We start from the raw sequence: 24,246 nt of genomic DNA on the forward strand, positions 1-24,246 counted from the left end.
CGGCGGTTTCGGCGGCGGCTTTGGCGCGGGTGGTTTCGGTAAAGGCGGCGGCTACGGTGGCGGCTCTGGATCAGGCGGCGGTCACGGCGGTGGCAGCGGACACTAGGAACCAACGGACGACGCCCCGCGCCGTTCCCCCCGAACAACAATCACGCAACGCGCAGACGCTTCCCGGCCCGCATTGGCGGTGACGTTCCGATTCCCCGAACGAACGTCACCGCCTAAGCGGTGCGCCAGCCAAAACATCAAACTCACGACGGCCGCAGATCACCCAGTTCAACTCACTCAAACCCAACGCATCTCGAGCTCAAAGCATCTCGAGTGGCCGCTTGCTTTTCGGCGGACGAAAGTGTGCGTCGATGGCGGCAAGGTCATCGGTGGAAAGACGAAGCTCGAGCGCGCGTGCGTTGTCGCGCACATGCTCGATGCGTCCGGACTTCGGAATCGCAAATACCTCAGGCTGCCGCAGCACCCACGCAAGCGCGACCTGAAACACAGAAACGCTGTGCGCATCGGCGATATCGTCGAGTGGCGAGCGCTTCGGCAGCCGCGCGTGATCGACGGGGCTATACGCCATCGCGGGCATCTTGCGTTCCGCGAGCCAGGGGAACAGATCGAACTCCGGCCCGCGCCGCGCGACGTTGTAGAGAATCTGATTGGTCGCGCACGCGTCGCCATGTGGAACGGCGACGAGCTCTTTCATATCGTCGACGTCGAAGTTGCTCACGCCCCAGTGACGTATCTTGCCGTCGCGACGCAGCGCTTCGAAGCCGGCGACCGTCTCCTCGAGCGGCACCGATCCGCGCCAGTGCAGCAGATACAGATCGATGCTATCCGTCTTCAGGCGCTTCAACGACTGCTCGCACGCATGCTGCACGCCGCGTTTGCTCGCGTTGTGCGGATAGACCTTGCTGACGAGAAACACATCGTCGCGCAGACCGTGCAACGCCTCGCCCAATAGCGATTCCGTCGCGCCTTCGCCGTACATTTCAGCCGTATCGATCAACGTCATGCCCAGTTCGATGCCGCCACGCAGCGCCTCGATTTCGGCCTTGCGGCGCGACGGATGCTCGCCCATCTCCCACGTGCCCTGCCCCAGCTTCGGAATGCGCTCGCCGTCGGGCAGCGTCACGCTGGCGATGTCGTTCGTCATGTTCGATTCCTCGCAGATGATGTGATGTCGATGCGCGCGTCACTGCATGTCACGCATCGGCTGGCGCAACGAGTGTAGCGCCTGATCGCGAAACGCATCGGCGTCCCGGCAAAACCCCGCTATAACGCAGCGCGCCAATGTCATAGAATTGCCGCTTGCCCTTCTTGCGTCCGTCTCATGAATCCAGCCTCGGAAGACCGCTGGCGCGACCTGCGCCCGGACCCGGAAAACGACACTCCGCTGTATCTTCAGCTCGCCCGCAAGCTCGGCAATGCGATCCACGAGAACCGCTGGAACGCAGGCGAAGCGCTGCCGTCGGAGCGCGTGTTGTCGGAAGCGCTCGGCGTATCGCGGATCACCGCGCGCAAGGCGATCGCGCTGCTCGTCGAACAAGGGCTGATCCGTCGTTCGCAAGGCGCGGGCAGCTTCATCACGCCGCGCTATGAAGACCCGCTGTCGCGCCTGTCGAGCTTCAGCGAAATGCTGCGCCGGCGCGGCTTCACGCCGAGCTCGCAGTGGCTTTCGCGCGAGATCGTGCCTGCCAACCGCGATGAAGTGATCCAGCTCGGGCTGTCGCCCGCTGCCGCCGTCACGCGCTTGCGCCGCTTGCGTCTCGCGGACGGCATCGTGATGGCCGTCGAGAACTCGACGTTCCCCGCTTCGATCATTCCCGATCCGCAGGCCATCGGCGATTCGCTGTACACGTATCTCGAACAGCGTGGGCTGACGATCGTGCGCGCGTTGCAGCACTTCCGCGCGGTCAACGCGAGCGACGAGATCGCGCAGCAGATGAGCATCGCGCCGAACGAAGCGCTGCTGCTGATCACGCGCGTCGGCTACACGGCAGACCAGCGCGCGATCGAGCTCACCGACACCTACTGCCGCAACGACTACTACGACTTCGTCGCCGAGCTGCGCAAGTAGCGCGCGTCGGCTCCGGCCGATCGCGAAGGCTCAGTCTTCCCAGCGCGCCGCATCGGTGCCGATCGGCACAGGCGGCCGCGCATAAAACGCGGGTGTCTCCGACATCTGCTCGGCAGGCGCCGCCGCACGCACGCGGCCGAACGGCGAGTCGACTTCGTGCAGACAGTCCTGCACGTCGTCGTAGGTCACGTCGGGCACGCGCCAGCCGCCCTCGATCTGTCCCATCGATTGCAGCCAGCGCCCCGTCTGCGCAAGCGACAGCCGCACGTGCCAGCTGCCGCCCTCCTGCGCGCGGCGCGCGAGCGCGACCATCGCGCCGAAAGCCGCCAGATAGCCCGTCGCATGATCGAGCGCCTGACACGGCAGATGCTTCGGCCCTTCGACGCCCGCCGCGTGGCTTTCCGTGTACGCGATGCCGCTCGCCGACTGCACGAGGCTGTCGAAGCCGCGCCGCGTCGCCCACGGACCCGCATGCCCATACGCCGAAATCGACACGCAGACGATGCCTGGCCTGATCCGCGCGAGCGCCTCGGGCGCGAAGCCGCGCGCCGCGAGCGAGCCGGGCCGGTACGCCTGAAGGAACACATCGGCGTCGGCGGCGAGCGCGTGCAACTGCTCGCGCGCGGCGGACTCGCGCAGATCGAGCGTCGCCGAGCGCTTGCCGCGGCCATTGTCGATGACGAGCGGCGCGATGTTCGGCAGATGCGGCCCGTTGATCACCAATACGTCCGCGCCATGCTGCGCGAGCGCGCGCCCTGCCACGGGTCCCGCGATGATCCGCGACAGATCGAGCACGCGCGTCCCCGTCAGCGGCCGCTGCGCTGCGTCCCGCCCCGGTGCTTCCGGCGGCGCGTCGCCGATCCGTTCGATTTCGAAGAGCGGCAGATCCGCAATCGCCTTCGCCTGGTCGAGCGCCGCCCACTCGCGCGGCGAGCGGATCAGCGCGGCGCACAGGCCGGCGTCGGCGAGCGTCTGATCGAGCTTCGCGCCTTCCCAGCCGCGTATCGCTTCGGCCACTGCGCCCGGGTCGCCGTCGCAGCCGAGCACTTTCAGCACGCCTTGCAGATGATGCCGAAAGTTCGTGTGCAACTGGACCCAGCGGCCATCGCGCGTCGAGTAAAAGCCCGTGACGGGATGGCGCAACTCGGGCGGCAGGCCATCGTTGACGCGTAGATAACGCTCGCTGCGAAACGCAACGAGCGCGCGCCGCACGCTCACATCGACGCGCTGCATGCGGCCCGTGCGCAGCCTGAAGCATTCGGCGGCGGCCAGCCCCATCGCGGCAATCGATGCGCTCGCGAGCGTCCCGACGCGGAACACGGAAGGCAGCGCCGGGTCATTGCCGTCGATGGCCGCGTAAGCGAGCAAGGCCGGATCGCAACCGGCAACGGACCACAGATGATCGAGAGCGAGCTGGGGCGTCATGATGAGCGCGCATCCGGAAAAAAGGCGTGACTCAGTCTAGAATTGCAGCTCGCCATGATCAATCTTGATTCATATAATCAACATATATTGTTTTCTTTGGCTTTCGCGCTCCGATATCACACAAATGAGGACCCAAGCGACGCCCGCTCCGCGCTACCTGTCCGCCGACGAAGCCGCCGCGATGCTCGGCATCAGCGTCACGACGCTCTATGCGTACGTCAGCCGGGGCATGTTGCGCTCGACGCCCGATGCGGACAGCAAGCGGCGTCTCTACGATGCCGACGAAGTGCGGCGTCTTGCGCGCCGCAAGGAAGACGGCAAGCGCGCGGGCAAGGTCGCGCAGAAAGTATTGGATTGGGGCGTGCCCGTGCTCGAATCGTCGATCACGCTGATCGCGGACGGCAAGCTGCTGTACCGGGGCCGCGACGCGATCGAACTGGCGCGCATGGCCACGCTGGAGGAAGTGGCGGCGCTGCTGTGGGAATGCAGCGCGCGGCGCATCGCCGACGCGCCCGCCGCGCCGCTCGCGGCCGCGCAATGGTCGGCGTGGCTGAAGCTGTGGAGCGACAGCGCGCCGCTCGACCGCGCTCTGGTGCTGCTGCCCGCGGCCGCCGCACAGATGCCGCGCGTCTGGGCACTCGGCCGCGATGCGCAACTCGACAATGCGTGCGCGCTGATCCGGCTGCTGGCGGGCGCGATGATCTCCGCTGCGCCATCGAACGATCCGCTTCACAAGCAGCTCGCGAGCGCGTGGGGCGTGCGCAATCGCGCGCAGACCAACCTGCTGCGCGCGGCGCTCGTCGCCTGCGCGGATCACGAACTGAACGCGTCGACGTTCACAGTGCGCTGCATCACGTCGACGGGCACGCATCTGTTTGGTGCCGTCGCGGGCGGACTCGCCGCGCTGTCTGGGCCTCGGCACGGCGGGGAAACGGCACGCATCGCCGCGTTGTTCGACGAAGCCGCGCGAGCCGCCGATCTCGACCGCTATCTCGCGACGCGGCTCGCGCATTCGGAGCATGGGGCGGCTGGTCCGGCGCTATCGGGCTTCGGTCATCCGCTGTATCCGGACGGCGATCCGCGTGCGCGTCTGCTACTCGATCTGCTCGGACAATGCGCGCTGGCGCGCTCGTCGCTGGCCGAAGTGCAAAGGCTTGCGCGCGCCGTGCGCGACACGACGGGCGCCGAGCCGACCGTCGATTACGCGCTCGCGGCCGTCGAGCGGGTGCTCGGCCTGCCTGCCGGCGCGGCCTTCACGCTGTTCGCAGTGGGCCGCGTGACGGGCTGGATCGCGCATGCGATCGAGCAGACCAGCGACGGCCGCCTGATCCGTCCGCGCGCAAGATACATCGGTGCGTATGAAGCGGCCTGACGGCGGATTGGGCCACGTCGCTATCTGAAACCGCGCGTCAGGCCGCAAGCAGCCAGCGCGGCATCCACGTCCAGCGCGCCGCGCGCTGCCGCTGAACGCGCAGCGTGTCGCCCATCTCGCGCCCGCCGCCTGCAACCGTCAGCGACAGCCGCGCGCCTTCGCTTCCCGCGCTCAGCCACGCGACGGCGCCGCGCTTCAGTTCGAACGACTCGCCCGGCGCGAACCAATAGTCCTCTGCATCGCCTTCGACCGTCAGCCACAGTTCGCCGGCCAGCACGTTCACCGCGAGCGGCTGCGCGACCCGCCAGGCGCTCGCCGGCTCGCCGTGTTCAAGTTCGAAAGTACGGATTTCACGCATCGCAGTGCTCCTTGAAAAGCTTTTTCGCTTGCATCCATTATTGGCGTGCGATGATGGCTAACACATGCACAGTGCTGAACAGTTTCCAAAGAACTGTACAGCCAGAAAACCTGACAGTTGTCGGCGCTTCGACCGTGACACATGCACGTCACAGACGAAGGACGAAGCGCGAAGGAATACACGCCATGAAGCTCGACATCGAACTGAACCGCGACAACGGCGTGCCGCTCACCGAGCAGATCGTGAGCGGCGTGCAGGAATGGATACGCTCGCGCACCGCGCATCCGGGCGCGCGGCTGCCGTCGATCCGCCAGTTCGCCGCCGCTAACGACATCAGCCGCTTTCCCGTGATTGAGGCGTATGACCGGCTCGTGTCGCTCGGCTATCTGGATTCGCGTCCCGGCTCGGGTTTTTACGTGGCGGAGCGGCATCGCGCGTCGATGGCATGCCAGGGCGCATCCGATCCGCGCCGTGCCGAGGAAGAATCGGTGCACATTCTTCAGCAGTTCAATCATCCCGGCGAATCGCTGAAGCTCGGCAGCGGCTTCATCCCCGAAGCGTGGCGCGACATGGACAGCCTCGCGCAGGCGATCCGCTACGTGTCGCGCACCGACGGTGCGAGCATGATCGATTACGCGACGCCGCTCGGCAACGCGGCGCTGCGCGAGCATCTGCAGGGGCGCGTCGCGCAGCTCGGCATCGAAGCGGACGCGTCGCAGATCCTCATCACGTTCGGCGCGAGCCAGGCGATGGATCTGCTGATGCGCTACATGCTGAAGCCCGGCGACACGATCCTTGTCGAAGACCCCGGCTACTACAATTTCAACGGCCTGCTGAAGCTGCATGGCGTGAATCTCGTCGGCATTCCCCGCACGCGCACAGGTCCCGATCTCGATGTATTGCAGGCACAGTTGGAGAAGCATCGGCCGAAGCTCTTCTTCATCAACTCGGTGTTTCACAACCCAACGGGCACGACGATCGCTCCGCCCGTCGCGTTCCGTCTGCTGCAACTGGCGCGCGAGCACGGCTTCAAGATTCTCGAAGACGACATCTACGCGGACTTCCAGGCGGAGCCGACCGATCGCCTCGCAACACTCGATCAGCTCGAACACGTGATCTACATCGGCGGCCTGTCGAAGACGCTGTCGTCGTCGCTGCGCATTGGCTATGTGATCGCGGACCATGCAACCATCAAGGATCTCGCCGACATCAAGATGCTGACGAGCATCGGCGGATCGCGTTTCGCGGAAGCGGTGACTGTCGCGTTGCTCGAACGCGGGATGTATCGCAAGCATCTGGAAAGATTGCGCCGGCGCATGCGCGATGCGCTCGGTGCGACGGTGCAGACGCTGGAGATGAGCGGCTGGCAGGTGTTCGAAAATCCGCTGGGCGGCAAGTTCGTGTGGGCGCGCGTGCCGCACGTCGACGATGCGCAGCGGCTGGTGGACTGCGGCACGCCGCTCGGCGTGACGGTCGCGCCCGGCAGCTACTTCCGCCCGAACGCGGAAACGAGCCCGTGGATACGCATCAACGCCGCGTTCGCGAACGATCCGCGCGCGCGGGCATTCTTCGAGGCAGCGGCGCAACTGAAGCCATGACGAACGGCGAGGCGCGCGGCTTGCTTCCTCTGCCCGCGTGCCTTTTGCTCACCGCCTGCGCGCGTTCTGCTCGTGCGGCCCCGTCATACGGGCACTGCGCTTTTTCCTTAGAATGTGGGCTGCCCCCGCCCAGCCGTCCTTCCTAGCGTTCATGTCCGAGTCGACCGAATCGAGATCATCCGCAGCCCATCGCACTGCTCAGACCGCGCCCACTGCCCGCTCGCTGTCGGTGATGTTGTGGATCGTCGCGACGGGCTTCTTCATGCAAACGCTCGATTCGACGATCGTCAACACCGCGTTGCCCGCGATGGCGACGAGTCTCGGCGAGCTGCCGTTGCGCATGCAATCAGTCGTGATCGCGTATTCGCTGACGATGGCCTTGATGATTCCCGTCTCCGGCTGGCTCGCGGACAAGCTCGGCACGCGGCGCGTGTTCATGAGCGCGATCCTGATCTTCACCGTCGGCTCGCTGCTGTGCGCGAACGCGCATACGCTCACGCAACTGGTGATCTATCGCGTGCTGCAAGGCGTCGGCGGCGCGATGCTGCTGCCTGTCGGACGCCTCGCCGTGCTGCGCGTGTTCCCCGCCGAACGCTATCTGCCCGCGCTGTCGTTCGTCGCGATTCCGGGCCTGATCGGCCCGCTGATCGGACCGACACTCGGCGGCTGGCTCGTCAAGATCGCTTCGTGGCACTGGATCTTTCTGATCAACATACCTGTCGGCATCGCGGGCGTGATCGCGACGTTCATCTTCATGCCCGACAGCCGCAATCCCGACACCGCGCCGTTCGACATCAAAGGCTATGTGCTGCTGATCGTCGGCATGGTGTCGATCTCGATGGCGCTCGACGGGCGCACCGAGTTTTCCATTCAGCATGCAACGGTGCTGATGCTACTGATTCTTTCGCTCGGCTGTTTCGTCGCCTACGGATTGCATGCGGTGCGTGCAGCGAACCCGATCTTCTCCCTCGATCTCTTCAAGATCCATACGTTCAGCGTCGGCCTGCTCGGCAATCTGTTCGCGCGGATCGGCAGCGGCGCAATGCCGTATCTGATTCCGCTGCTGTTGCAGGTGAGCCTCGGCTATAGCGCATTCGAAGCGGGCCTGATGATGCTGCCCGTCGCTGCCGTCGGCATGTCGTCGAAGCGCCTCGTCACGAACCTCATCATGAAGTACGGCTACCGGCGCGTGCTCGTGTCGAACACTGTGCTCGTCGGCCTCGCGATGGCGAGCTTCTCGCTGACGAGCGTGCATCAGCCGCTGTGGCTGCGCCTCGTGCAGCTCGCACTCTTCGGTGGCGTCAACTCGATGCAGTTCACCGCGATGAACACGCTGACACTGAAAGACCTCGGCACGGGCGGCGCGAGCAGCGGCAACAGTCTCTTCTCGCTCGTGCAGATGCTCGCGATGAGTCTCGGCGTCACCGTCGCGGGCGCGCTGCTCACGACGTTCACGGGCCTCATCCCGCGCGTGACGGCCGCGAACTCGCTGCCCGCCTTTCACGCGACGTTCCTGTGCGTCGGCCTGATCACGGCCGCGACGTCGTGGATCTTCGCGCAGTTGTCGGCCGACATCCGGCAGCCCGCGAAGCGCGCCGATCCGCAGGAACGCACGTGATTGCGGCCCGGTCCCGAACGGGACGCGCATGATTCGGCGCAACCATCGGAACCTTTACGGGGCGCGTGCCGCACCATCGATGTGCGCTTTGCGCGCCGCGCGCATGACAGTGGGCGCGTTCCCGGCGCACAATCGAAGCAACGCGAAGCAACACCCGAAGCAAGACCCAAAGCACGAACCCACGCACGCCCCGCAGGAACGCGCGACGCACGAGCGCGATCACCGCGATCCAGCCGCAAATGGCCGCGGCATTTCGTTCTGCGCATGTTTCTTGCTCACCTATCCTGTAAACTCGGACTGTTCGCGCAACACGCGCGGCTAGCCTCGCTTCTCTACCGATGACCGACACGATGAGCATGATCGAACTCGATCCTCCCGGCTTCCAGATGCGCCCCGTGGCGGGCGACGAAGGCTCGCGCCGCACCGTCCGGTATGGCGGCTACACTGTTTTCAGCGTGTTTCAGCCTGTTTTTTCGGTTTCGCATCGCCGTGCGATCGGCTATCACGCGTCGCTGCGCGCACACGATGAAAACGGCAAGCAGGTGCCGTCGGCGGAAGTGTTCACGCAGGCAGCACGCCGTGGCGATCTGCTCGAGCTCGGGCGTCTCGCGGAATCGCTGCATCTGGGCAACTTCAATGCATTCGACAGCCACGACGAATGGCTTTTCCTGAGCCTGCATCCCGCCGCGCTGATGGACACGAGCTACGGCGACGCGCTGCTCGCGGGCCTGAAGGCGCTCGGCCTGCCGCCGCAGCGCGTGGTACTCGAAGTCTCCGAGCATTCGGGTGGCGAGACGACCCGCTTCGCCGAAATCAGCGACGCGCTGCGCAAATCCGGTTTTCTGATCGCGCTCGACGGCTTCGGCGCGAAGCATTCGAACATCGACCGTGTGTGGAATCTGCGACCCGATATCGTCACGCTCGACCGCTGCATCCTCGCGCAGGCCACCGAGCATTCGCATATCGAGCGCGTGCTGCCCGGCATCGTGTCGATGCTGCATGAGTCGGGACAACTGGTGCTGATGGGCGGCCTCTCCACCGAGCGCGATGCGCTGATCGCACTCGAATGCAACGTCGATTTCGTGCAGGGCACGTTCTTCGCGGCGCCGAGCGTCGAGCCCTTCGCGCGCCAGGCGACGGTGAAGCTCATGGACGAGCTGTCGGCGGCGCTGCGCCAGCGCGTGGCCGAGCGCGAGCGCACGCAGGCCGAGCGGCTCGCACCGTTCGTCACTGCACTGGAAGCGGCGAGCACGCAACTCGTCGAAGGCGAAACGATGGCCGATGCGACGGCGCCGCTGCTCGCGTTGCGCGAGACGGCGCGCTGCTTCCTGCTCGACGGCTCGGGCCGCCAGATCGGCGACAATGTCTTGCCGCCGGGCCGCTCATCGCAACGCGCGAAGCGGTTCCGGCCGCTCATGCACTCCGAAGGCGCGAGTTGGGAACGCCGTCCGTATTTCATCGAAGCCGTGCGAGCACCGGGTCAGGTGCATCTGACGCCGCCTTATCTGTCGATCAACGAGGCGCACCTGTGCGTGACGGCGTCGATCGCGGCGGAGACCGCGCGCGGCATGCAGGTGCTATGCGTGGATATCAACTGGGAAGTGGCCGCGCATCGTAACTGACGCGGCCTGGCTGCTGATCGGTTGCAAGAGCCGCAATATCGCCGCGCGTCCGAACACGCGCGCAGCGGGCGCGAGCCGCAGCGCGCCCGTCACGATGCGCAACGCCACGATGCGCTCGTCCTCGCCGATCGAAATATCGAGCAACGTGTCGATCTCGCCGTCGCGCATCAGCGCCACCGCGCTCGCACCGTTCATCGACACCGTCTCCATCTGATCGCCGTTGCCGCGCATCGCGAGCGTGGCCGCCACTTGCTCCGCCGACGCGACGGCATCGACCAGTTCGGGCGCATCGCTGACCACGCTCGGCACGTCGCAGAAGAGCCGCACGAGCGCTACGCGGTCCTGCGCTTCTATCGCCGCCCGCAAGCGCTCGACGATCCGCGCATGCGCGGCGGGATCGGCGTGCTTCGCCGGGACGCCCTCGCGCCGCAAGCGCGTTTTCGCGCGATGCACGATCTGCCGGCAATGGGCAGGCGTCTTCGCGAGAATCTTCGCGATCTCCGCATAGTCGCAATCGAAGGCCTCATGCAGCACGAACGCGGCGCGCTCCTCGGGCTTCAGGCGCTCGAGCAGCAGCATCACGCCGTACGACATCTGCACGGCCCGCAACGCGAGATCTTCCGCCGACGGCGCAAGCCCATCGAGCCACGGGTCCGGCAGCCAGCCGCCCGAATGCGTCGCGCGCTCCGTCTGCAGATGACGCAGGCGATCGATCGCGAGGCGCGTCGTCACCGTCGTGAGCCATGCAGCGGAAGAGCGCAGTTCGCTGGCGTCGGCGGCGTGCCACTTGAGCCAGGCGTCCTGCACGATGTCTTCCGCTTCGGCGCGGCTACCGAGCATCCGGTACGCGAGCGCGAAGAGCTTCGCGCGCACCGCTTCGAACTGCGCCGGCTTGTCTTGTGCTGTCTGGTCCATGCATGCCACTCCTCTTGCGTTCCCGTCAGTTCGCATCAATTTCCATCAGCTAGACGGACAAACCGCCTGCGATGTGACACGCGAGCGCGAAAATGCTTCTGTCACGCGCCCCCGCGCTTTCGCGTCTTGCGATGGGAGCCGCACAACTGCGCGGTCTTTTCGCATACACGAGCCAATCAGCGAGGAACGCATGCACCGTCATTTCACTTCACCGACTTACTCCGGATTCAATCTCGTGCCGACCGTCATCGAGCAGTCGAGCCGCGGCGAGCGCGCCTACGACATCTATTCCCGCCTGTTGCGCGAGCGGATCGTATTTCTGGTCGGCCCGGTCAACGAACAGTCGGCGAGCCTGATCGTCGCGCAGCTGCTGTTCCTCGAATCGGAGAATCCTGACAAGGATATTTCTTTTTACATCAACTCGCCGGGCGGCTCGGTCTATGACGGCCTCGCGATCTTCGACACGATGCAGTTCATCAAGCCCGATGTCTCAACGCTATGCACCGGCTTCGCGGCAAGCATGGGCACGTTCCTGCTTGCGGCGGGCGCGCCCGGCAAGCGCTTTGCGCTGCCCAATGCGCGCATCATGATTCATCAGCCTTCGGGCGGCGGCCAGGGCACCGCGTCGGACATCGAGATCCAGGCGAAGGAAGTGCTGTACTTGCGCGAGCGCCTGAACGCCGTGCTCGCGCAGCGCACGGGCCAGAGCGTCGCGCAGATCGAGAAGGACACCGACCGTGACAATTTCATGTCGGCGGATGCGGCGAAGACGTATGGCCTGATCGACGACGTGCTCGCGACGCGTGAAGCGAGCGTGATCGACGCCGCGCATCGCGCGATGTGACGCGTCGATGTGACGATCCCTAGCGCAGCCGCGCGGCCAGGTATGATGAAACGACCGTCTTGTATTCGTCGACGAGCGGCTTGCGCTCTTTAGGCTTCGCGGCCGCGTACAGGGGGCTCAGGCTCTTCACGACCTGCAATGTGACTTCGGCGACGCAAAATGCGTCGTCGTCCGGGAGCGCCGAACTGTAGCGTTGAAACAGTTCGGCGAACTTGCCGCGCAAGCGGTTACGCGCGGCGGCATCGCGCCGGAAATTCAGCGACACCGACAGCAGCGGCAGATAGGCGGGCCGCGCCGCCATGAACTCGACCATCAGCGCGAACAGCCGCTCGACGAGTTCATCGACGCTCCATTCCTGAGCCGCTTCGCCGAGCGCGCTCCATTGCGCATCCATTTCGTTGCCGTAGCGCGTGCGCAGCGCAAGAACGAGCGCGTGCTTGTTCGGGAAGTACTGATAGACCGCGCCGATCGACGTGCCCGCACGCTCGGCGATGGCCGTCATCGTCGCGGCCTCGAAGCCGCGTTCCGCGATCACTTCACCCGCCGCGTCGAGCAGCGCATCGACGCGCCTCGCGGCGCGCTCCTGCTGCGGCACGCGCCGCACTTTCGGATTATCTGAGGCCAGACTCATATATCTGTCGTATCATGATATGAGCACATCCTCACATATAGGTGACACATGGCGCAAGCGCTTTCCATCGACCCACGCAGCACGGCGATCGTGCTAATCGACCTGCAGCACAGCAACGTCGGACGGCAACTGGAGCCGCACTCGGCCGCCGACGTGGTCACGCGTTCCCTGCGCGCCGCCGATGCATTGCGCGCGGCGGGCGGCACCGTCGTGTTCGTGCGCGTCGATATCCCGCAACTGCTGTCGCTGCCCGCCGACGCGCCGCTGCGTCCGCGCGACGCGCCCGCGCCGCCGCCGCAAGCGTCGGAGCTTGTGCCCGAATGCAACGTGCAATCTGGCGACGTGATCGTGACGAAGCGCCAATGGGGCGCGTTCTATGGCACCGATCTGGAACAGCAATTGCGTCGCCGTGGCATTCGCACGATTGTGCTGACAGGCATTGCGACGAACTTCGGCGTCGAATCGACCGCGCGCGCGGCCTTCGATCGCGGCTACGAGCTGGTCTTCATCGAAGACGCGATGTCGAGCTTCTCGGGCGACGTGCATCGCTTTCCCGTCGAGCATATCTTTCCGCGCATGGGCTTCGTGCGCTCGACAGAGGAATTCATTGACGCGGTCGCAGAGACGGGCACGTTCGGCGGCGCCTGAACGCATTGTGCGCAGGCCCGTCATCGTGCAAGTGCTCGATCGACGCCGCGTTGTGTGAGACGATCGTGCCTGCACTTCATTGGAGAGATACATGGCGTCATCCCAGGATACCGTCAGCATGGCGCTGTTCTGCGATTTCGAAAACGTCGCGCTCGGCGTGCGCGACGCGAAATACGAGAAATTCGACATCAAGCTGGTTCTCGAACGGCTGCTGCTGAAGGGCAGCATCGTCGTGAAGAAGGCGTACTGCGACTGGGACCGCTACAAGGGCTTCAAGGCCGCGATGCACGAAGCGAACTTCGAGCTGATCGAAATTCCGCACGTGCGGCAGTCCGGCAAGAACTCGGCGGATATCCGGCTTGTCGTCGATGCGCTCGACCTCTGCTATACGAAGTCGCACGTCAACACGTTTGTCATCATCAGCGGCGACTCGGATTTCTCGCCGCTCGTGTCGAAGCTGCGCGAGAACGCGAAGCAGGTGATCGGCGTCGGCGTTCAGCGCTCGACGTCGGATCTGCTCACCGCCAATTGCGACGAGTTCATCTTCTACGACGATCTGGTGCGCGAGAGCCAGCGCGCCACCGCGAAGCGCGAGAGCGCGAAGGCCGCGCAACAGGCCGCACAACAGGCGATGAAGCGCGCGTCCGAGGGCGAGAAGCGCAAGGAAGATCTGGAAGCGCGCAAGACGAAGGCCATCGAGTTCGCCGTGCAGACTTTCGATGCGCTCGCATCGGAGCGCGGCGATAGCGGGAAGATCTGGGCGTCGGTGCTGAAGGATGCGATCAAGCGCCGCAAGCCCGGTTTCAACGAGACGTACTATGGCTTTCGCGCATTCGGCAATCTGCTCGAAGAAGCGCAATCGCGCGGGCTGCTGGAAGTGGGCCGAGACGAGAAGTCGGGCACGTTCGTGTATCGCAGCGCGGGCGCCGTCGTGAGCACGGGCGACATCGCGAGTTCGCGCGACACGGGTGACGAATGGACCGCGATGCCCACAACCGCTGCAATGGCTGAAACGGATGACGCGGTTGAAACGCCCGAAACGGATAACGTGCCTGGCGAAGACGTCGCGGAAATCGGGCAGGCATCCATGACGCAGCACGAACACGCGGACAGCGAAAGGAACGGCGCACGGCGCAAGGGCCGGGGTACACGCAAGCCTGCGGCAAAGAAGGCCAAGAAAGCGAGCAAGGCGAAGACTGAGCGAACAGAAGCCGTCGATACGGATGACGGCTCAGCCCTTCCCGCCGATGCGCCACCCGTTGCCGAACACGTTGCAACAAGAGAGCCACAAGCCTCGACGCCCGGCGCTGAACATCATGCATCCGAGGCGCCCGCCGCCAAAAAGACGCCCCGCAAATCGACGACGCGAAGCCGCCGTCCGCGCAAAACCGAGCCGACCAGCGATGCCAGTTGAGCGGTGTTGTTGTCATCGCTCGCGGTCCGCATCTGATTCGGATGGCTAATTAAATGCGCCGCACGTTTGGTGCATCAGAAACAAAAAAGCCCTCGAACGAGGGCTTTTTTCCGTGCGAATCCTGAACTTCAGGTTAAGCAAAAGCAGCAGAGCTTACGCAAAGTTCTTTTCAGCGAAATCCCAGTTCACGATGTTCCAGTACGCTTCGACGAACTTCGGACGTGCGTTGCGATAGTCGATGTAGTACGCGTGTTCCCACACGTCGATCGTCAGCAGCGGCTTCGCGTCGGTGGTCAGCGGCGTGGCGGCATTGCTGGTCGACACCAGGTCGAGCGTTCCGTCAGCCTTCTTCACCAGCCAGGCCCAGCCCGAGCCGAATGTGCCGACTGCCGTCTTCGTGAATTCTTCCTTGAACTTGTCGAAGGAGCCCCACTTCGCGTTGATTGCGTCCGCCAGCTTGCCCTTCGGCGCGCCACCGCCTTGCGGCGACAGGCTGTTCCAGAAGAACGTGTGGTTCCACACTTGTGCGGAGTTGTTGAAGACACCGCCCGACGACTTCTTGACGATCTCTTCCAGCGACAGCTTCTCGAACTCGGTGCCCTTGATCAGATTGTTCAGGTTCGTCACATAGGTCTGGTGATGCTTGCCATAGTGAAATTCGAGCGTCTCTTCCGACATGTGCGGAGCGAGCGCGTTCTTTGCGAAAGGCAGCGGCGGGAGCGTATGTTCCATGGTGCTATTCCTTTGTATCTGTTTATGGGGAGTCTGCGGATAACGCTGTAGAGCACTCGATTGTAGGCGACTTGGAATAACCCCGCAAACACAAGCCCTTTATGGCATTCATTGCGAAAACGCGCTGCGCGGCCAGCGTAATTAATGCTCGCGCCGCACGTTTTCACACGTCATACGAAGGTCAAAAGTACTGTGCTCAAGGCACATCAAAAGCCATCCGTAAGACGCGGCTGCACATCCGAAAGCGCGATGTCCGCAGAGCCTTCCGCGAGATGAAGCGTCATGCGCCGGCCGGGCTTCAATGCCGATGGTGCACGCACCGCGCGTCCGCTTTGCGCATCGAGCAGCGCCGCGTAACCGCGCTCGAGCGTGCGCCGCGGACTCAATACTTCGAGCCGCGCAGCAAGTGTTTCCACTCGGGCAACGTGTCTTTCATGCTGACGCAACAATGCGCGCTCGAGGCGTTCGTCAAGCCCGTTCACGGTTGCTCGATGCTGCGAGAGATCGGGACGCCAGCGCTGCCAGCGCATTTGCACGAGTGAGAAATGCGCGCGCGCATCGCGCACAGGCCGCGCGCCCGCCGACGCAAGCCGCAGACACAGTTGCTGAAGATGCGTGCGTTGCCGCGCGAGCCTTTCAGCGGGCGACACGAGACGGCGAGCGAGCCAGTCGAGCTGTTGCGCGCGGCGCTCCATCATGCGGCCGAAGCCACGCGCAAGCGATGCATGCCGATGATCGAGATCGCGCAGCAACAGCACGCGCTGCGGACTGACGAGTTCGGCGGCGCCCGTCGGTGTCGGCGCGCGAACGTCAGCGGCGAAGTCGGCGATCGTGAAGTCGGTTTCGTGACCGACGCCGCTCACGACAGGCACCTCGCTCGCCGCAATCGCACGCGCGAGCACTTCTTCGTTGAAGGCCCACAGGTCCTCGATCGAGCCGCCGCCTCGACAGACGATCAGCACATCCACTTCGCGCCGCCGGCTCGCCGTCTCGACCATCGTGGCCAGCTTCGCGCCCACGCCCGTGCCCTGCACGGGCGCCGGATAGACGATCACGGGAATATGCGGGGCGCGGCGTGCGAGCGTCGTCAGCACGTCGCGCAACGCGGCCGCCTGCAGCGACGTGACGATGCCAATCGAGCGCGGATGCGCGGGCAACGCGCGCTTGCGTTGCGCGTCGAACAGGCCTTCGGCTTCGAGTTGCGCCTTCAGACGCAGAAACGCTTCGTACAGCCGCCCCTGGCCCGTACGGCGCACGGCTTCGACATTCAGTTGAAGCTCGCCGCGCGGCTCATACATCGTGACGAGCGCGCGCACTTCGATCTTGTCGCCTTCGCGCGGCGTGAACTCGGCGTACTGCGCGCGGCCGCGGAACATCACGCAGCGCATCTGCGCCTGCGCGTCCTTGATCGAGAAGTACCAGTGTCCGCTGGCGGCACGCGTGAAGTTCGACACTTCGCCGGATACCCAGACGAGGGGAAACGTGCGTTCGAGCATCGTCCCGATTGCACGGTTGAGCACCGAGACGGGAACGACAGCATCGCCGCCCGCTCCGGCGACAGACGAGAAAGGACTTTCGGAATTCATGCGAGGAATCGTGTGAACAGGCCGGACAGACGATAGACCGATCGGCCAGTCAGGTCCAGCACCTCGTAAGTCCCTTTAGCCGGATTGTTAAAAGTGTCCACATGTCGGGAGGGCCTTGGTTTGGCGGCGTGAAAGTGCTCAGATGCCCACTTAATACCATCCAACCTCATGATTTTTAACCATTTTTTAGTTGACAAGGGTTCTCGTTCGCCGATCCGAGGCTTGCGCGACGGCCTTCCCAACAGTTTGCAAGGCACGTTCTCCACAAAGTTATCCACAGGTTATGGATTGAGCATGAGCGGTGCCTGTCCGGCGCGCGAAGGCCGTCCCGACTTGCGGCCGACGCCGCTCGCGCGCTAGAGTGCCGGGTTCCGGCGGAATCTGGTCGACATGATGTGCGCCCTGTCGGGGTGGTTCGTCCCGTGCTTTTCTTTTCTGGTGCTTGCGTCGTCCGGTGGCTGATACGCCGTTGCCGCTTCGCTGTTGCCACATTGCTGTTGCCACTTTTGTCGTCCGCGTTTCGTGGTTCCCTTCGTCCTTGTCTTTCAACCGTCGGTGCAACCGACCGCCCGGAGATGCCCGTTGATGTCCGCACTGACCGTCCTTTCTGACGCGCCGCGCCGGCCGGCTTGCTTCCGATGAGCGAACTCGCGTCCCGCATCGAAGCGCGAATCGCGCGCGAGTGGCAGCAGCGCGGCCCGCTCGCGTGGGCGATGACGCCGTTCGCGTGCGTCTTCGGCGCGATCGCGCTCGCGCGGCGCGCCGCGTACTCGCTCGGCTGGCTGAAGTCGGTGCGCGTTCGCGTGCCCGTCGTCGTGGTGGGCAACGTGACGGTCGGCGGCACGGGCAAGACGCCGACGGTGATCGCGCTCGTGCAGGCATTGCGCAGCGCGGGCTTCACGCCGGGCGTCGTGTCGCGCGGCTATGGCGCGAAGATCACGCTGCCGACGCTCGTCACGCCGACTTCGAATGCGACGCAAGCGGGCGACGAGCCGCTGCTGATCGCGCGCCGTACGGGCGCGCCCGTCTTCGTATGTCCCGACCGCGCCGCCGCCGCCGAGGCGTTGTGCCTCGCGCATCGCGATGTCGATGTGATCGTCAGCGACGACGGCCTTCAGCACTACCGGCTCGAGCGCGACGCGGAGATTGTCGTGTTCGATCACCGGCTCGGCGGCAACGGCTTTCTACTGCCCGCCGGCCCGTTGCGCGAGCCGCTGTCGCGCAAGCGCGACGCAACGCTGATCAACAATCCGTACGACCGCGCGCTGCCGCCGTGGCCAAACACGTTCTCGCTGGAGCTTGCGCCCGGCGATGCATGGCATCTCGACAATCCGCGCCTGCGCCGTCCGCTTGCGCAGTTCGCGGGCGAGCGCGTGCTGGCCGCCGCGGGCATCGGCGCTCCGGAGCGCTTCTTTGCGACGCTGCGCGCGGCGGGCCTCGCGCCCGAGACGCGCGCGCTGCCCGATCACTACGCGTTCAGCGCGAATCCGTTCGTCGACGTGGACGCCGACGCCATCCTGATCACCGAAAAGGATGCGGTAAAATTGGCGTCCTGGCATGACGCGCGGCTGTGGGTCGTTCCCGTCGAAGCCACGCTCGATCATCGCCTCATTGCACTTGTTGTGGAGAAAGTCCGTGGACGCTCGCCTGCTTGAAATCCTCGTCTGCCCGATCTGCAAGGGCCCGCTCAGCTACGATCGCGCCGCGCAAGAGTTGATCTGCAACGCAGACAAACTCGCCTATCCGATCCGCGACGGCATTCCCGTGATGCTCGTCGACGAAGCGCGTCAGACGGTCGAAGGCACGCCCGTCGATCTGAATCCCGGCTCGGTTGCGTGAGTCGCGTGCTAACTTCGCGCCGATGACGACGCGCGATGAGTTGCGCAACGGACACACCGTTGTCCGCTGACGGCAAGCGCAAGCACCTTTCCCAAACGCGCCGCCGATCATGGCGGCGCTTTTTTCTCGGCGCTTCGGGCCTTATGTTGGCCCTTTACGCTGGCTCTTTTCCGCTGGCCCATTTACGCTGACCCGTTCCGAGCCTCCTTCAAGTCGAGCCCAACATAGGGCCGCTCCACCGATGACCGATACCCAGCACACTCCGCCCTTCATCGCCGTCGTTCCGGCCCGGCTGGCGTCCACGCGTCTGCCGAACAAGCCGCTTGCCGATATCGGGGGCAAGCCGATGGTCGTGCGTGTCGCGGAGCGCGCGCTCGAATCGGGCGCGCAGCGAGTGCTCGTCGCCACCGATGCGCAGTCGGTGTTCGACGTTGCGCGCGCGCACGGCATCGACGCGATGATGACGCGCGCTGATCATCCGTCGGGCACGGACCGTCTCGCGGAAGTCGCGTCGTACTACGGCTGGAGCGACGACACGATCGTCGTCAACGTGCAGGGCGACGAGCCGCTGATCGATCCCGCGCTGGTGCGTGGCGTGGCTTCGCATCTCGCGTCCACGGACGGCTGCGCGATCGCAACGGCCGCGCATCCGATCCACGAGCCGGCGGACGTGTTCAATCCGAACGTGGTCAAAGTGGTGCTGGACGCGCGCGGCGTCGCGCTGTATTTCTCGCGCGCGCCGATTCCATGGGTCCGCGACGCGTACCAGCCGCACTGGCCGAACGTCGCGCAGATGCCCGCGCCGCCCGCGCCCGCCACCGTGTATCGGCATATCGGCTTGTATGCGTATCGCGCGAAGTTCCTCCGTACTTACCCGAGCTTGTCGATTTCACCGATCGAGCAGGCGGAAGCCCTCGAACAGTTGCGCGCGATGTGGCACGGCGAGCGGATCGCCGTGCTCGTTACGCAGGACGCGCCGCTGCCAGGCGTCGATACACCGGAAGATCTTGCCCGCGTACAGGCGTTTTTTGGGTCGTCTGTGTAAAAAGCCATGGCATAATCGGTCGTTCATGCGATTCACTCCGATATCGGTGCGCATCAATCGATATCGCCATTCGCCCGTAGTTATAAGCCGCTTGTTCTGTCGTTTGTTTCGCAGCGCCGTCTATGACGTGCTGCGCGAAGCCCGCAGCGAAGACCTGCCCGACGAAACCAGCGTGCCACCAAGAATCAAGAGCGCAGGCTGCCGCACATGGCGCGCAGCGCGCCACACAGAATTGACATAGATCTGGAGATAATCAAATGCGTTTGATCCTGTTGGGCGCTCCTGGCGCGGGCAAGGGCACCCAGGCGAACTTCATCAAGGAGAAGTTCGGCATTCCGCAAATCTCGACGGGCGATATGCTGCGCGCCGCGGTCAAAGCGGGCACGCCGCTCGGCATCGAAGCGAAGCGCTATATGGATGCGGGTGAGCTCGTCACCGACGAACTCATCATCAACCTCGTCAAGGAACGTCTGCAACAGCCAGACTGCGCGAACGGCTATCTGTTCGACGGCTTCCCGCGCACGATCCCGCAAGCGGAAGCGATGAAGCAGGCGGGCGTGCCCATCGACTACGTGCTCGAAATCGATGTCCCGTTCGGCGAGATCATCACGCGCATGAGCGGCCGCCGCACACACCCGGCGTCGGGCCGCACGTATCACGTGAAGTTCAATCCGCCGAAGGTCGAAGGCATCGACGACGTGACGGGCGAGCCGCTGATCCAGCGCGACGACGACAAGGAAGAGACGGTGAAGAAGCGTCTCGACGTGTATGTCGCGCAGACGAAGCCGCTGATCGACTACTACAACGACTGGGCGCAGAAAGGCGACGCGTCGACCTCGCTGAAGGCGCCGCAATACCGCCGCATCTCGGGCCTCGGCTCCGTCGATGAAATCCGCGCACGCGTGTTCGACGCGCTGAAGTAAGCACCACGCTTCGCCACGCAAGATACGAAGAACCCGCCTCTCACGGCGGGTTTTTTGTTTGACGCGTTGCGCATTGCTTCGCGAAGTCGCTGCTCATTCGGAGCACTGAGCGCAGGCGCCGGAAATATCGACGCAAGCGTGACAGCCGTTGCCGTTTTGCGCGGTTTGACGCGTCGGGACGAGCCGTTAAAATCGTTCAGCGATAAATATTCGAATCACGCGATCAACGCATCCAATCAAGGAGAAGACATGGACATCAAGGACAACGTGTTTCTGATCACGGGCGGCGCGTCGGGGCTCGGCGCCGCGACGGCGCGCATGATCGCGGAAAACGGCGGCAAGGTCGTGCTCGCGGACCTGAATCACGAAGCGGGTGAGACGCTCGCGCAGGAACTGGGCGGTGTCTTCGTCAAGTGCGACGTGAGCCGCGAAGACGACGCCGTGCAGGCCGTCGAAGCGGCGACGAAGCTCGGCACATTGCGCGGTCTCGTCAACTGCGCGGGTGTCGCGCCCGCGATGAAGACGGTCGGCAAGGACGGCCCGCATCCGCTGCACTCGTTCGCGCGCACGATCTCGATCAATCTCGTCGGCACCTTCAACATGATTCGCCTCGCGGCCGCCGAAATGTCGAAGCACGCGCCGAACGCGCTCGGCGAACGGGGCGTGATCGTCAACACGGCATCCGTGGCCGCGTTCGACGGACAGATCGGACAGGCTGCGTATGCGGCGTCGAAGGCGGGCGTCGCGGGCATGACGCTGCCGGTCGCGCGCGATCTGTCGCGCAACGCGATCCGCGTGATGACGATCGCGCCCGGCATCTTCGAAACGCCGATGCTGCTCGGCATGCCGCAGGAAGTGCAGGACGCGCTCGGCGCGATGGTGCCCTTCCCGCCGCGCCTCGGCAAGCCGAACGAGTACGCGATGCTCGTCAAGCAGATCTTCGACAACCCGATGTTGAACGGCGAAGTGATCCGCCTGGACGGCGCGATCCGCATGCAGCCCAAGTGAGCGCAGCGCGCGCCGTACACGAACGGCGACCGCTGCAATGAAAAACGCCTGCGCGTATTCTGTGCAGGCGTTTTCGTTTGGAACGGAGCGGCGCGTCAGTCGATCAATCGCGATCGTTGTGCTGCGTGCGCTGCCGCAATTCGCTCAGCTGCGATTCGACGACCGTTGCGTCTTCGGCATCCGGCCTGTCGTCGAGATAGCGTTCGAGGTCTTCGAGCGCCGGCCGCAGGTAATCCAGCCGCGCATACGCGAAGCCGCGATCGCGGACTTCCTCGATGTTCTCCGGCAACAGGATCACGAGACGCTGCTGCACGGCGAGCAGCCGCTGCCAGCGTTCCGTCTGCAGATACGTCGCCTTCAGGTTGCGCAGCATGCGCGCGACGATCTCGCGGCGCGTCGCCGGTTGCAGCAGCATGCGCAGCGCGCGGCTCACCGACTCGCCCGCCTTCGCGACATAAGGCTCGAGCATCTCGACCATCTCGTGTTCCGTCAGCGGATGGCCCGTGGTCGGGTCGATCATCGCGTCGCCTTCGGGCAGCGTGACGCGCAGCAGGAAATGTCCGGGAAACGACACGCCGCGTACGGGAATGTCGACCTGCGACGCCATCTCCAGATACAGCACCGCGAGCGAGATCGGAATGCCGCGCCGGCGCTTGAGCACCATGTTCAGGTGGCTGTTGTCGGGATCGTAGTAGTCGTTGACGTTCGCCGCGAAGCCCAGCTCGCGGAAGAAGTAGCGATTGAGAATGCCGACGCGCTGCTGGATGTCGGCGTCGTCGGGAATGCGGCGTTTGATGCGCAGCGCGAGTTCGTCTATCTCCGCGAGCACCGCTTGCAAATCGAGGTCGGGATAGGCGTCCTGCGCAAGCGACAGCGCCACTTCCGTGAGCGGAAACCCATCGTCTTCGGCGACGAGCGCGCTGAAATAATCGAGAACCCGCGTCATCGTGATCACTTCACTCGCCTTTTGAAATACGCGTACTTGAAGCCCATCAGCCACAGCATACCGAAATATAGCGCGGCGAACAGCACCAGGCACGCCGCGAGCAGCACCATGCGCCGCACGGGATCGGCATGCATGCCGATCCAGTCGAAGCTGATCGCGAACCAGTGCATGACGCCCGCCAGCACGAGACACGCGCCGATCATCTGCACGAAGAACGCCGTCCAGCCCGACGACGGCATATAGATGCCGCGCCGCCGCAAGCCGATGAAAAGGCACAGCGCGTTGACGCAAGCGCCAAGCCCGACCGACAGCGTCAGCCCCGCATGCGCGAAGATCGGCACGAACACGTAGTTGCTCAGCTGCGTGATGACCAGCACGAAGACGCCGATCTTCACGGGCGTCTTGATGTCCTGCTTCGCATAGAAGCCGGGCGCGAGGATCTTGATCAGAATGAGACCGATCAGGCCGATGCCGTACGCAGCCAGCGCGCGCCCCACCATCACGACCGCGTTGCCGTCGAATTTGCCGTAGTGGAAGAGCGTCGCCGTGAGCGGCTCGGCGAAGAAGAACAGCGCGATCGCGCTCGGCGCGGCGAGCAGGAACGTCACGCGCAAGCCCCAGTCGAGCAGCGACGAGTACTCGTGCGCGTCGGCATCGACGTGCGCCTTCGACAGGCTCGGCAGCAGGATCGTACCGAGCGCGACACCGAGCAGCGCTGTCGGGAACTCCATCAGGCGGTCCGCGTAGTTGATCCACGACACGGCGCCAGGCCCGATGTGCGACGCGATGTTCGTGTTGATGATGAGGCTGATCTGCGCAACCGACACCGCGAACATCGCCGGCACCATCTTCGCGAGCACGCGCTTCACGCCGCGATGCGCGATCGCCTTCAACGGATCGAGCCCGATGCGCGGGATCATGTCGATCTTCTTCAGGCCCGGCAGCTGCACGACGAACTGCGCGACGCCGCCCGCGATCACCGCCCACGCGAGCGCGAAAACGGGAACCTTCATGTGCGGCGCGACGAACACGGCCGCGACGATGAACGCCACGTTCAGCAGCACGGGCGCGAACGCGGGCAGCGAGAAGTTCTTGTACGTGTTCAGCACGCCCGACGCCAGCGACGTCAGCGAAATGAACACGATGTAAGGGAACATGATCCGCGTCATCGACACGGCCAGCGTGAACGCCTGACCATCGCTGCGCAGGCCGGACGCCACCACGAACACGACCCACGTCGCGCCCACTACGCCGAGCAGCGAGAGAATCGCCAGCGCCCACGCGAGCACCGTCGAGGTCGCATCGACGAGCGCCTTCGTCGCGTCGTGGCCCTTCTGGTTCTTGAACTCGGCGAGAATCGGCACGAAGGCTTGCGAGAACGCACCCTCGGCGGAAATCCGGCGCAGCAGATTCGGGATTCGGAAAGCGACGTAGAACGCGTCGGTGTACTGGCTCGCGCCGAATGCGCGGGCGATCAGGGTCTCGCGGGCCAGTCCGGTCACGCGCGAAAGCAGCGTGAAGCCGCTGACCGTCAGCAGGGCTCGGAATAGATTCATGGGGCGCTTATTATACGGGTGCGTCCAGGGCGGTCAGCATGTCAGGGCAAGATTCCTCGTAATCGGGACCGAATGGGACCGCTTTGCGC

At 64.6% G+C, this 24,246-nt stretch carries 22 protein-coding genes; 13 read left to right on the plus strand and 9 right to left on the minus strand.

Features of this window, described 5'->3' with window-relative positions; all coding sequences use genetic code 11:
• Positions 1–307: 307 nt before the first annotated feature.
• Positions 308–1,153, minus strand: coding sequence for an aldo/keto reductase (locus BN2476_RS38485; RefSeq protein ID WP_087739423.1), 846 nt, complete (start codon positions 1,151–1,153; stop codon positions 308–310).
• Positions 1,154–1,330: 177 nt separating this feature from the next.
• On the opposite strand from BN2476_RS38485, the gene BN2476_RS38490 reads away from it, so the two are divergent.
• A complete protein-coding gene (locus BN2476_RS38490) occupies positions 1,331–2,077 on the plus strand; it encodes a GntR family transcriptional regulator (protein ID WP_087739424.1) in 747 nt (248 codons plus the stop codon).
• Between the two features lie 30 nt (positions 2,078–2,107).
• Here the strand turns inward: BN2476_RS38490 and BN2476_RS38495 are convergent, their stop codons facing one another.
• Positions 2,108–3,502 (minus strand): CoA transferase, encoded by a 1,395-nt coding sequence (locus BN2476_RS38495; RefSeq protein ID WP_087739425.1) that lies wholly within the window; start codon positions 3,500–3,502, stop codon positions 2,108–2,110.
• A gap of 124 nt (positions 3,503–3,626) precedes the next feature.
• On the opposite strand from BN2476_RS38495, the gene BN2476_RS38500 reads away from it, so the two are divergent.
• A complete protein-coding gene (locus BN2476_RS38500) occupies positions 3,627–4,874 on the plus strand; it encodes a citrate/2-methylcitrate synthase (RefSeq protein ID WP_087739426.1) in 1,248 nt (415 codons plus the stop codon).
• Positions 4,875–4,911: 37 nt separating this feature from the next.
• Here BN2476_RS38500 and BN2476_RS38505 read toward each other — a convergent pair whose 3' ends face one another.
• Positions 4,912–5,232 (minus strand): DUF2917 domain-containing protein, encoded by a 321-nt coding sequence (locus tag BN2476_RS38505; protein ID WP_087739427.1) that lies wholly within the window; start codon positions 5,230–5,232, stop codon positions 4,912–4,914.
• 185 nt (positions 5,233–5,417) lie between these two features.
• Here BN2476_RS38505 and BN2476_RS38510 point away from each other — a divergent pair, with 185 nt between their 5' ends.
• The 3 genes from BN2476_RS38510 to BN2476_RS38525 all read left to right on the plus strand — a co-directional run bounded on the left by BN2476_RS38510 (position 5,418) and on the right by BN2476_RS38525 (position 10,070).
• Positions 5,418–6,830: an aminotransferase-like domain-containing protein gene (locus BN2476_RS38510; RefSeq protein ID WP_087739428.1), complete on the plus strand. Its 1,413-nt coding sequence runs from the start codon at positions 5,418–5,420 to the stop codon at positions 6,828–6,830.
• Between the two features lie 151 nt (positions 6,831–6,981).
• Complete coding sequence (gene mdtD / locus BN2476_RS38515) at positions 6,982–8,448, plus strand: multidrug transporter subunit MdtD (RefSeq protein ID WP_087739429.1); 1,467 nt, start codon at positions 6,982–6,984, stop codon at positions 8,446–8,448.
• A gap of 350 nt (positions 8,449–8,798) precedes the next feature.
• Positions 8,799–10,070 (plus strand): EAL domain-containing protein, encoded by a 1,272-nt coding sequence (locus tag BN2476_RS38525; protein WP_087739457.1) that lies wholly within the window; start codon positions 8,799–8,801, stop codon positions 10,068–10,070.
• Here the strand turns inward: BN2476_RS38525 and BN2476_RS38530 are convergent.
• Positions 10,026–10,985 carry a sigma-70 family RNA polymerase sigma factor gene (locus BN2476_RS38530; RefSeq protein ID WP_087739431.1) on the minus strand — a complete coding sequence of 320 codons (960 nt, stop codon included), beginning with the start codon at positions 10,983–10,985 and terminating at the stop codon, positions 10,026–10,028. The two genes, BN2476_RS38525 and BN2476_RS38530, sit on opposite strands and share 45 nt — an antisense overlap.
• Before the next feature lie 190 nt (positions 10,986–11,175).
• Here BN2476_RS38530 and clpP point away from each other — a divergent pair, with 190 nt between their 5' ends.
• A complete protein-coding gene (gene clpP, locus BN2476_RS38535) occupies positions 11,176–11,829 on the plus strand; it encodes an ATP-dependent Clp endopeptidase proteolytic subunit ClpP (protein ID WP_087739432.1) in 654 nt (217 codons plus the stop codon).
• 19 nt (positions 11,830–11,848) lie between these two features.
• On the opposite strand, the gene BN2476_RS38540 is transcribed toward clpP, so the two are convergent.
• Positions 11,849–12,460 (minus strand): TetR/AcrR family transcriptional regulator, encoded by a 612-nt coding sequence (locus tag BN2476_RS38540; RefSeq protein WP_087739433.1) that lies wholly within the window; start codon positions 12,458–12,460, stop codon positions 11,849–11,851.
• Positions 12,461–12,508: 48 nt separating this feature from the next.
• Here BN2476_RS38540 and BN2476_RS38545 point away from each other — a divergent pair, with 48 nt between their 5' ends.
• Both BN2476_RS38545 and BN2476_RS38550 read left to right on the plus strand, forming a co-directional pair.
• A complete protein-coding gene (locus tag BN2476_RS38545; RefSeq protein WP_087739434.1) occupies positions 12,509–13,108 on the plus strand; it encodes an isochorismatase family protein in 600 nt (199 codons plus the stop codon).
• A 91-nt stretch (positions 13,109–13,199) separates the two neighbouring features.
• Entirely contained in the window at positions 13,200–14,522 is a 1,323-nt protein-coding gene (locus tag BN2476_RS38550) for an NYN domain-containing protein (RefSeq protein ID WP_087739435.1), read from the plus strand.
• 153 nt (positions 14,523–14,675) lie between these two features.
• Here BN2476_RS38550 and sodB read toward each other — a convergent pair whose 3' ends face one another.
• Together sodB and xseA are read right to left on the minus strand one after the other, a co-directional pair.
• On the minus strand, positions 14,676–15,254 hold the full coding sequence (gene sodB / locus BN2476_RS38555; RefSeq protein WP_087739436.1) for a superoxide dismutase [Fe]: 579 nt from the start codon (positions 15,252–15,254) through the stop codon (positions 14,676–14,678).
• 206 nt (positions 15,255–15,460) lie between these two features.
• Entirely contained in the window at positions 15,461–16,840 is a 1,380-nt protein-coding gene (gene xseA, locus BN2476_RS38560) for an exodeoxyribonuclease VII large subunit (RefSeq protein WP_087739437.1), read from the minus strand.
• A gap of 638 nt (positions 16,841–17,478) precedes the next feature.
• On the opposite strand from xseA, the gene lpxK reads away from it, so the two are divergent.
• The 5 genes from lpxK (at position 17,479) to BN2476_RS38585 (ending at position 21,655) form a co-directional block, all read left to right on the plus strand.
• The gene (lpxK, locus tag BN2476_RS38565; RefSeq protein ID WP_087739438.1) at positions 17,479–18,495 is read left to right on the plus strand and encodes a tetraacyldisaccharide 4'-kinase; all 1,017 of its coding nucleotides are present in this window, start codon (positions 17,479–17,481) and stop codon (positions 18,493–18,495) included.
• Complete coding sequence (locus tag BN2476_RS38570) at positions 18,476–18,679, plus strand: Trm112 family protein (RefSeq protein WP_007180583.1); 204 nt, start codon at positions 18,476–18,478, stop codon at positions 18,677–18,679. The genes lpxK and BN2476_RS38570 overlap by 20 nt, the downstream gene beginning before the upstream one ends.
• 241 nt (positions 18,680–18,920) lie before the next feature.
• Positions 18,921–19,724 (plus strand): 3-deoxy-manno-octulosonate cytidylyltransferase, encoded by an 804-nt coding sequence (kdsB, locus tag BN2476_RS38575; protein ID WP_087739439.1) that lies wholly within the window; start codon positions 18,921–18,923, stop codon positions 19,722–19,724.
• A 257-nt stretch (positions 19,725–19,981) separates the two neighbouring features.
• Positions 19,982–20,647 carry an adenylate kinase gene (gene adk, locus BN2476_RS38580; RefSeq protein ID WP_087739440.1) on the plus strand — a complete coding sequence of 222 codons (666 nt, stop codon included), beginning with the start codon at positions 19,982–19,984 and terminating at the stop codon, positions 20,645–20,647.
• A 249-nt stretch (positions 20,648–20,896) separates the two neighbouring features.
• Complete coding sequence (locus tag BN2476_RS38585) at positions 20,897–21,655, plus strand: 3-hydroxyacyl-CoA dehydrogenase (RefSeq protein WP_087739458.1); 759 nt, start codon at positions 20,897–20,899, stop codon at positions 21,653–21,655.
• A 103-nt stretch (positions 21,656–21,758) separates the two neighbouring features.
• Here BN2476_RS38585 and BN2476_RS38590 read toward each other — a convergent pair whose 3' ends face one another.
• Positions 21,759–22,601, minus strand: a complete 843-nt coding sequence (locus BN2476_RS38590; RefSeq protein WP_087739459.1) for a SirB1 family protein — start codon at positions 22,599–22,601, stop codon at positions 21,759–21,761.
• Positions 22,602–22,606: 5 nt separating this feature from the next.
• Positions 22,607–24,157 (minus strand): murein biosynthesis integral membrane protein MurJ, encoded by a 1,551-nt coding sequence (murJ, locus tag BN2476_RS38595; protein WP_087739441.1) that lies wholly within the window; start codon positions 24,155–24,157, stop codon positions 22,607–22,609.
• Positions 24,158–24,246: the final 89 nt, after the last annotated feature.

This window comes from Paraburkholderia piptadeniae (assembly GCF_900007165.1).
Taxonomy (GTDB): Bacteria; Pseudomonadota; Gammaproteobacteria; order Burkholderiales; family Burkholderiaceae; genus Paraburkholderia; species Paraburkholderia piptadeniae.

Bases quoted from the DNA above. Each gene is read 5' to 3' on its own strand.
- BN2476_RS38485 (WP_087739423.1), bottom strand. From the start codon at position 1,153: ATGACGAACGACATCGCCAGCGTGACGCTGCCCGACGGCGAGCGCATT.
- BN2476_RS38490 (WP_087739424.1), top strand. From the start codon at position 1,331: ATGAATCCAGCCTCGGAAGACCGCTGGCGCGACCTGCGCCCGGACCCG.
- BN2476_RS38495 (WP_087739425.1), bottom strand. From the start codon at position 3,502: ATGACGCCCCAGCTCGCTCTCGATCATCTGTGGTCCGTTGCCGGTTGC.
- BN2476_RS38500 (WP_087739426.1), top strand. From the start codon at position 3,627: ATGAGGACCCAAGCGACGCCCGCTCCGCGCTACCTGTCCGCCGACGAA.
- BN2476_RS38505 (WP_087739427.1), bottom strand. From the start codon at position 5,232: ATGCGTGAAATCCGTACTTTCGAACTTGAACACGGCGAGCCGGCGAGC.
- BN2476_RS38510 (WP_087739428.1), top strand. From the start codon at position 5,418: ATGAAGCTCGACATCGAACTGAACCGCGACAACGGCGTGCCGCTCACC.
- mdtD (WP_087739429.1), top strand. From the start codon at position 6,982: ATGTCCGAGTCGACCGAATCGAGATCATCCGCAGCCCATCGCACTGCT.
- BN2476_RS38525 (WP_087739457.1), top strand. From the start codon at position 8,799: ATGAGCATGATCGAACTCGATCCTCCCGGCTTCCAGATGCGCCCCGTG.
- BN2476_RS38530 (WP_087739431.1), bottom strand. From the start codon at position 10,985: ATGGACCAGACAGCACAAGACAAGCCGGCGCAGTTCGAAGCGGTGCGC.
- clpP (WP_087739432.1), top strand. From the start codon at position 11,176: ATGCACCGTCATTTCACTTCACCGACTTACTCCGGATTCAATCTCGTG.
- BN2476_RS38540 (WP_087739433.1), bottom strand. From the start codon at position 12,460: ATGAGTCTGGCCTCAGATAATCCGAAAGTGCGGCGCGTGCCGCAGCAG.
- BN2476_RS38545 (WP_087739434.1), top strand. From the start codon at position 12,509: ATGGCGCAAGCGCTTTCCATCGACCCACGCAGCACGGCGATCGTGCTA.
- BN2476_RS38550 (WP_087739435.1), top strand. From the start codon at position 13,200: ATGGCGTCATCCCAGGATACCGTCAGCATGGCGCTGTTCTGCGATTTC.
- sodB (WP_087739436.1), bottom strand. From the start codon at position 15,254: ATGGAACATACGCTCCCGCCGCTGCCTTTCGCAAAGAACGCGCTCGCT.
- xseA (WP_087739437.1), bottom strand. From the start codon at position 16,840: ATGAATTCCGAAAGTCCTTTCTCGTCTGTCGCCGGAGCGGGCGGCGAT.
- lpxK (WP_087739438.1), top strand. From the start codon at position 17,479: ATGAGCGAACTCGCGTCCCGCATCGAAGCGCGAATCGCGCGCGAGTGG.
- kdsB (WP_087739439.1), top strand. From the start codon at position 18,921: ATGACCGATACCCAGCACACTCCGCCCTTCATCGCCGTCGTTCCGGCC.
- adk (WP_087739440.1), top strand. From the start codon at position 19,982: ATGCGTTTGATCCTGTTGGGCGCTCCTGGCGCGGGCAAGGGCACCCAG.
- BN2476_RS38585 (WP_087739458.1), top strand. From the start codon at position 20,897: ATGGACATCAAGGACAACGTGTTTCTGATCACGGGCGGCGCGTCGGGG.
- BN2476_RS38590 (WP_087739459.1), bottom strand. From the start codon at position 22,601: ATGACGCGGGTTCTCGATTATTTCAGCGCGCTCGTCGCCGAAGACGAT.
- murJ (WP_087739441.1), bottom strand. From the start codon at position 24,157: ATGAATCTATTCCGAGCCCTGCTGACGGTCAGCGGCTTCACGCTGCTT.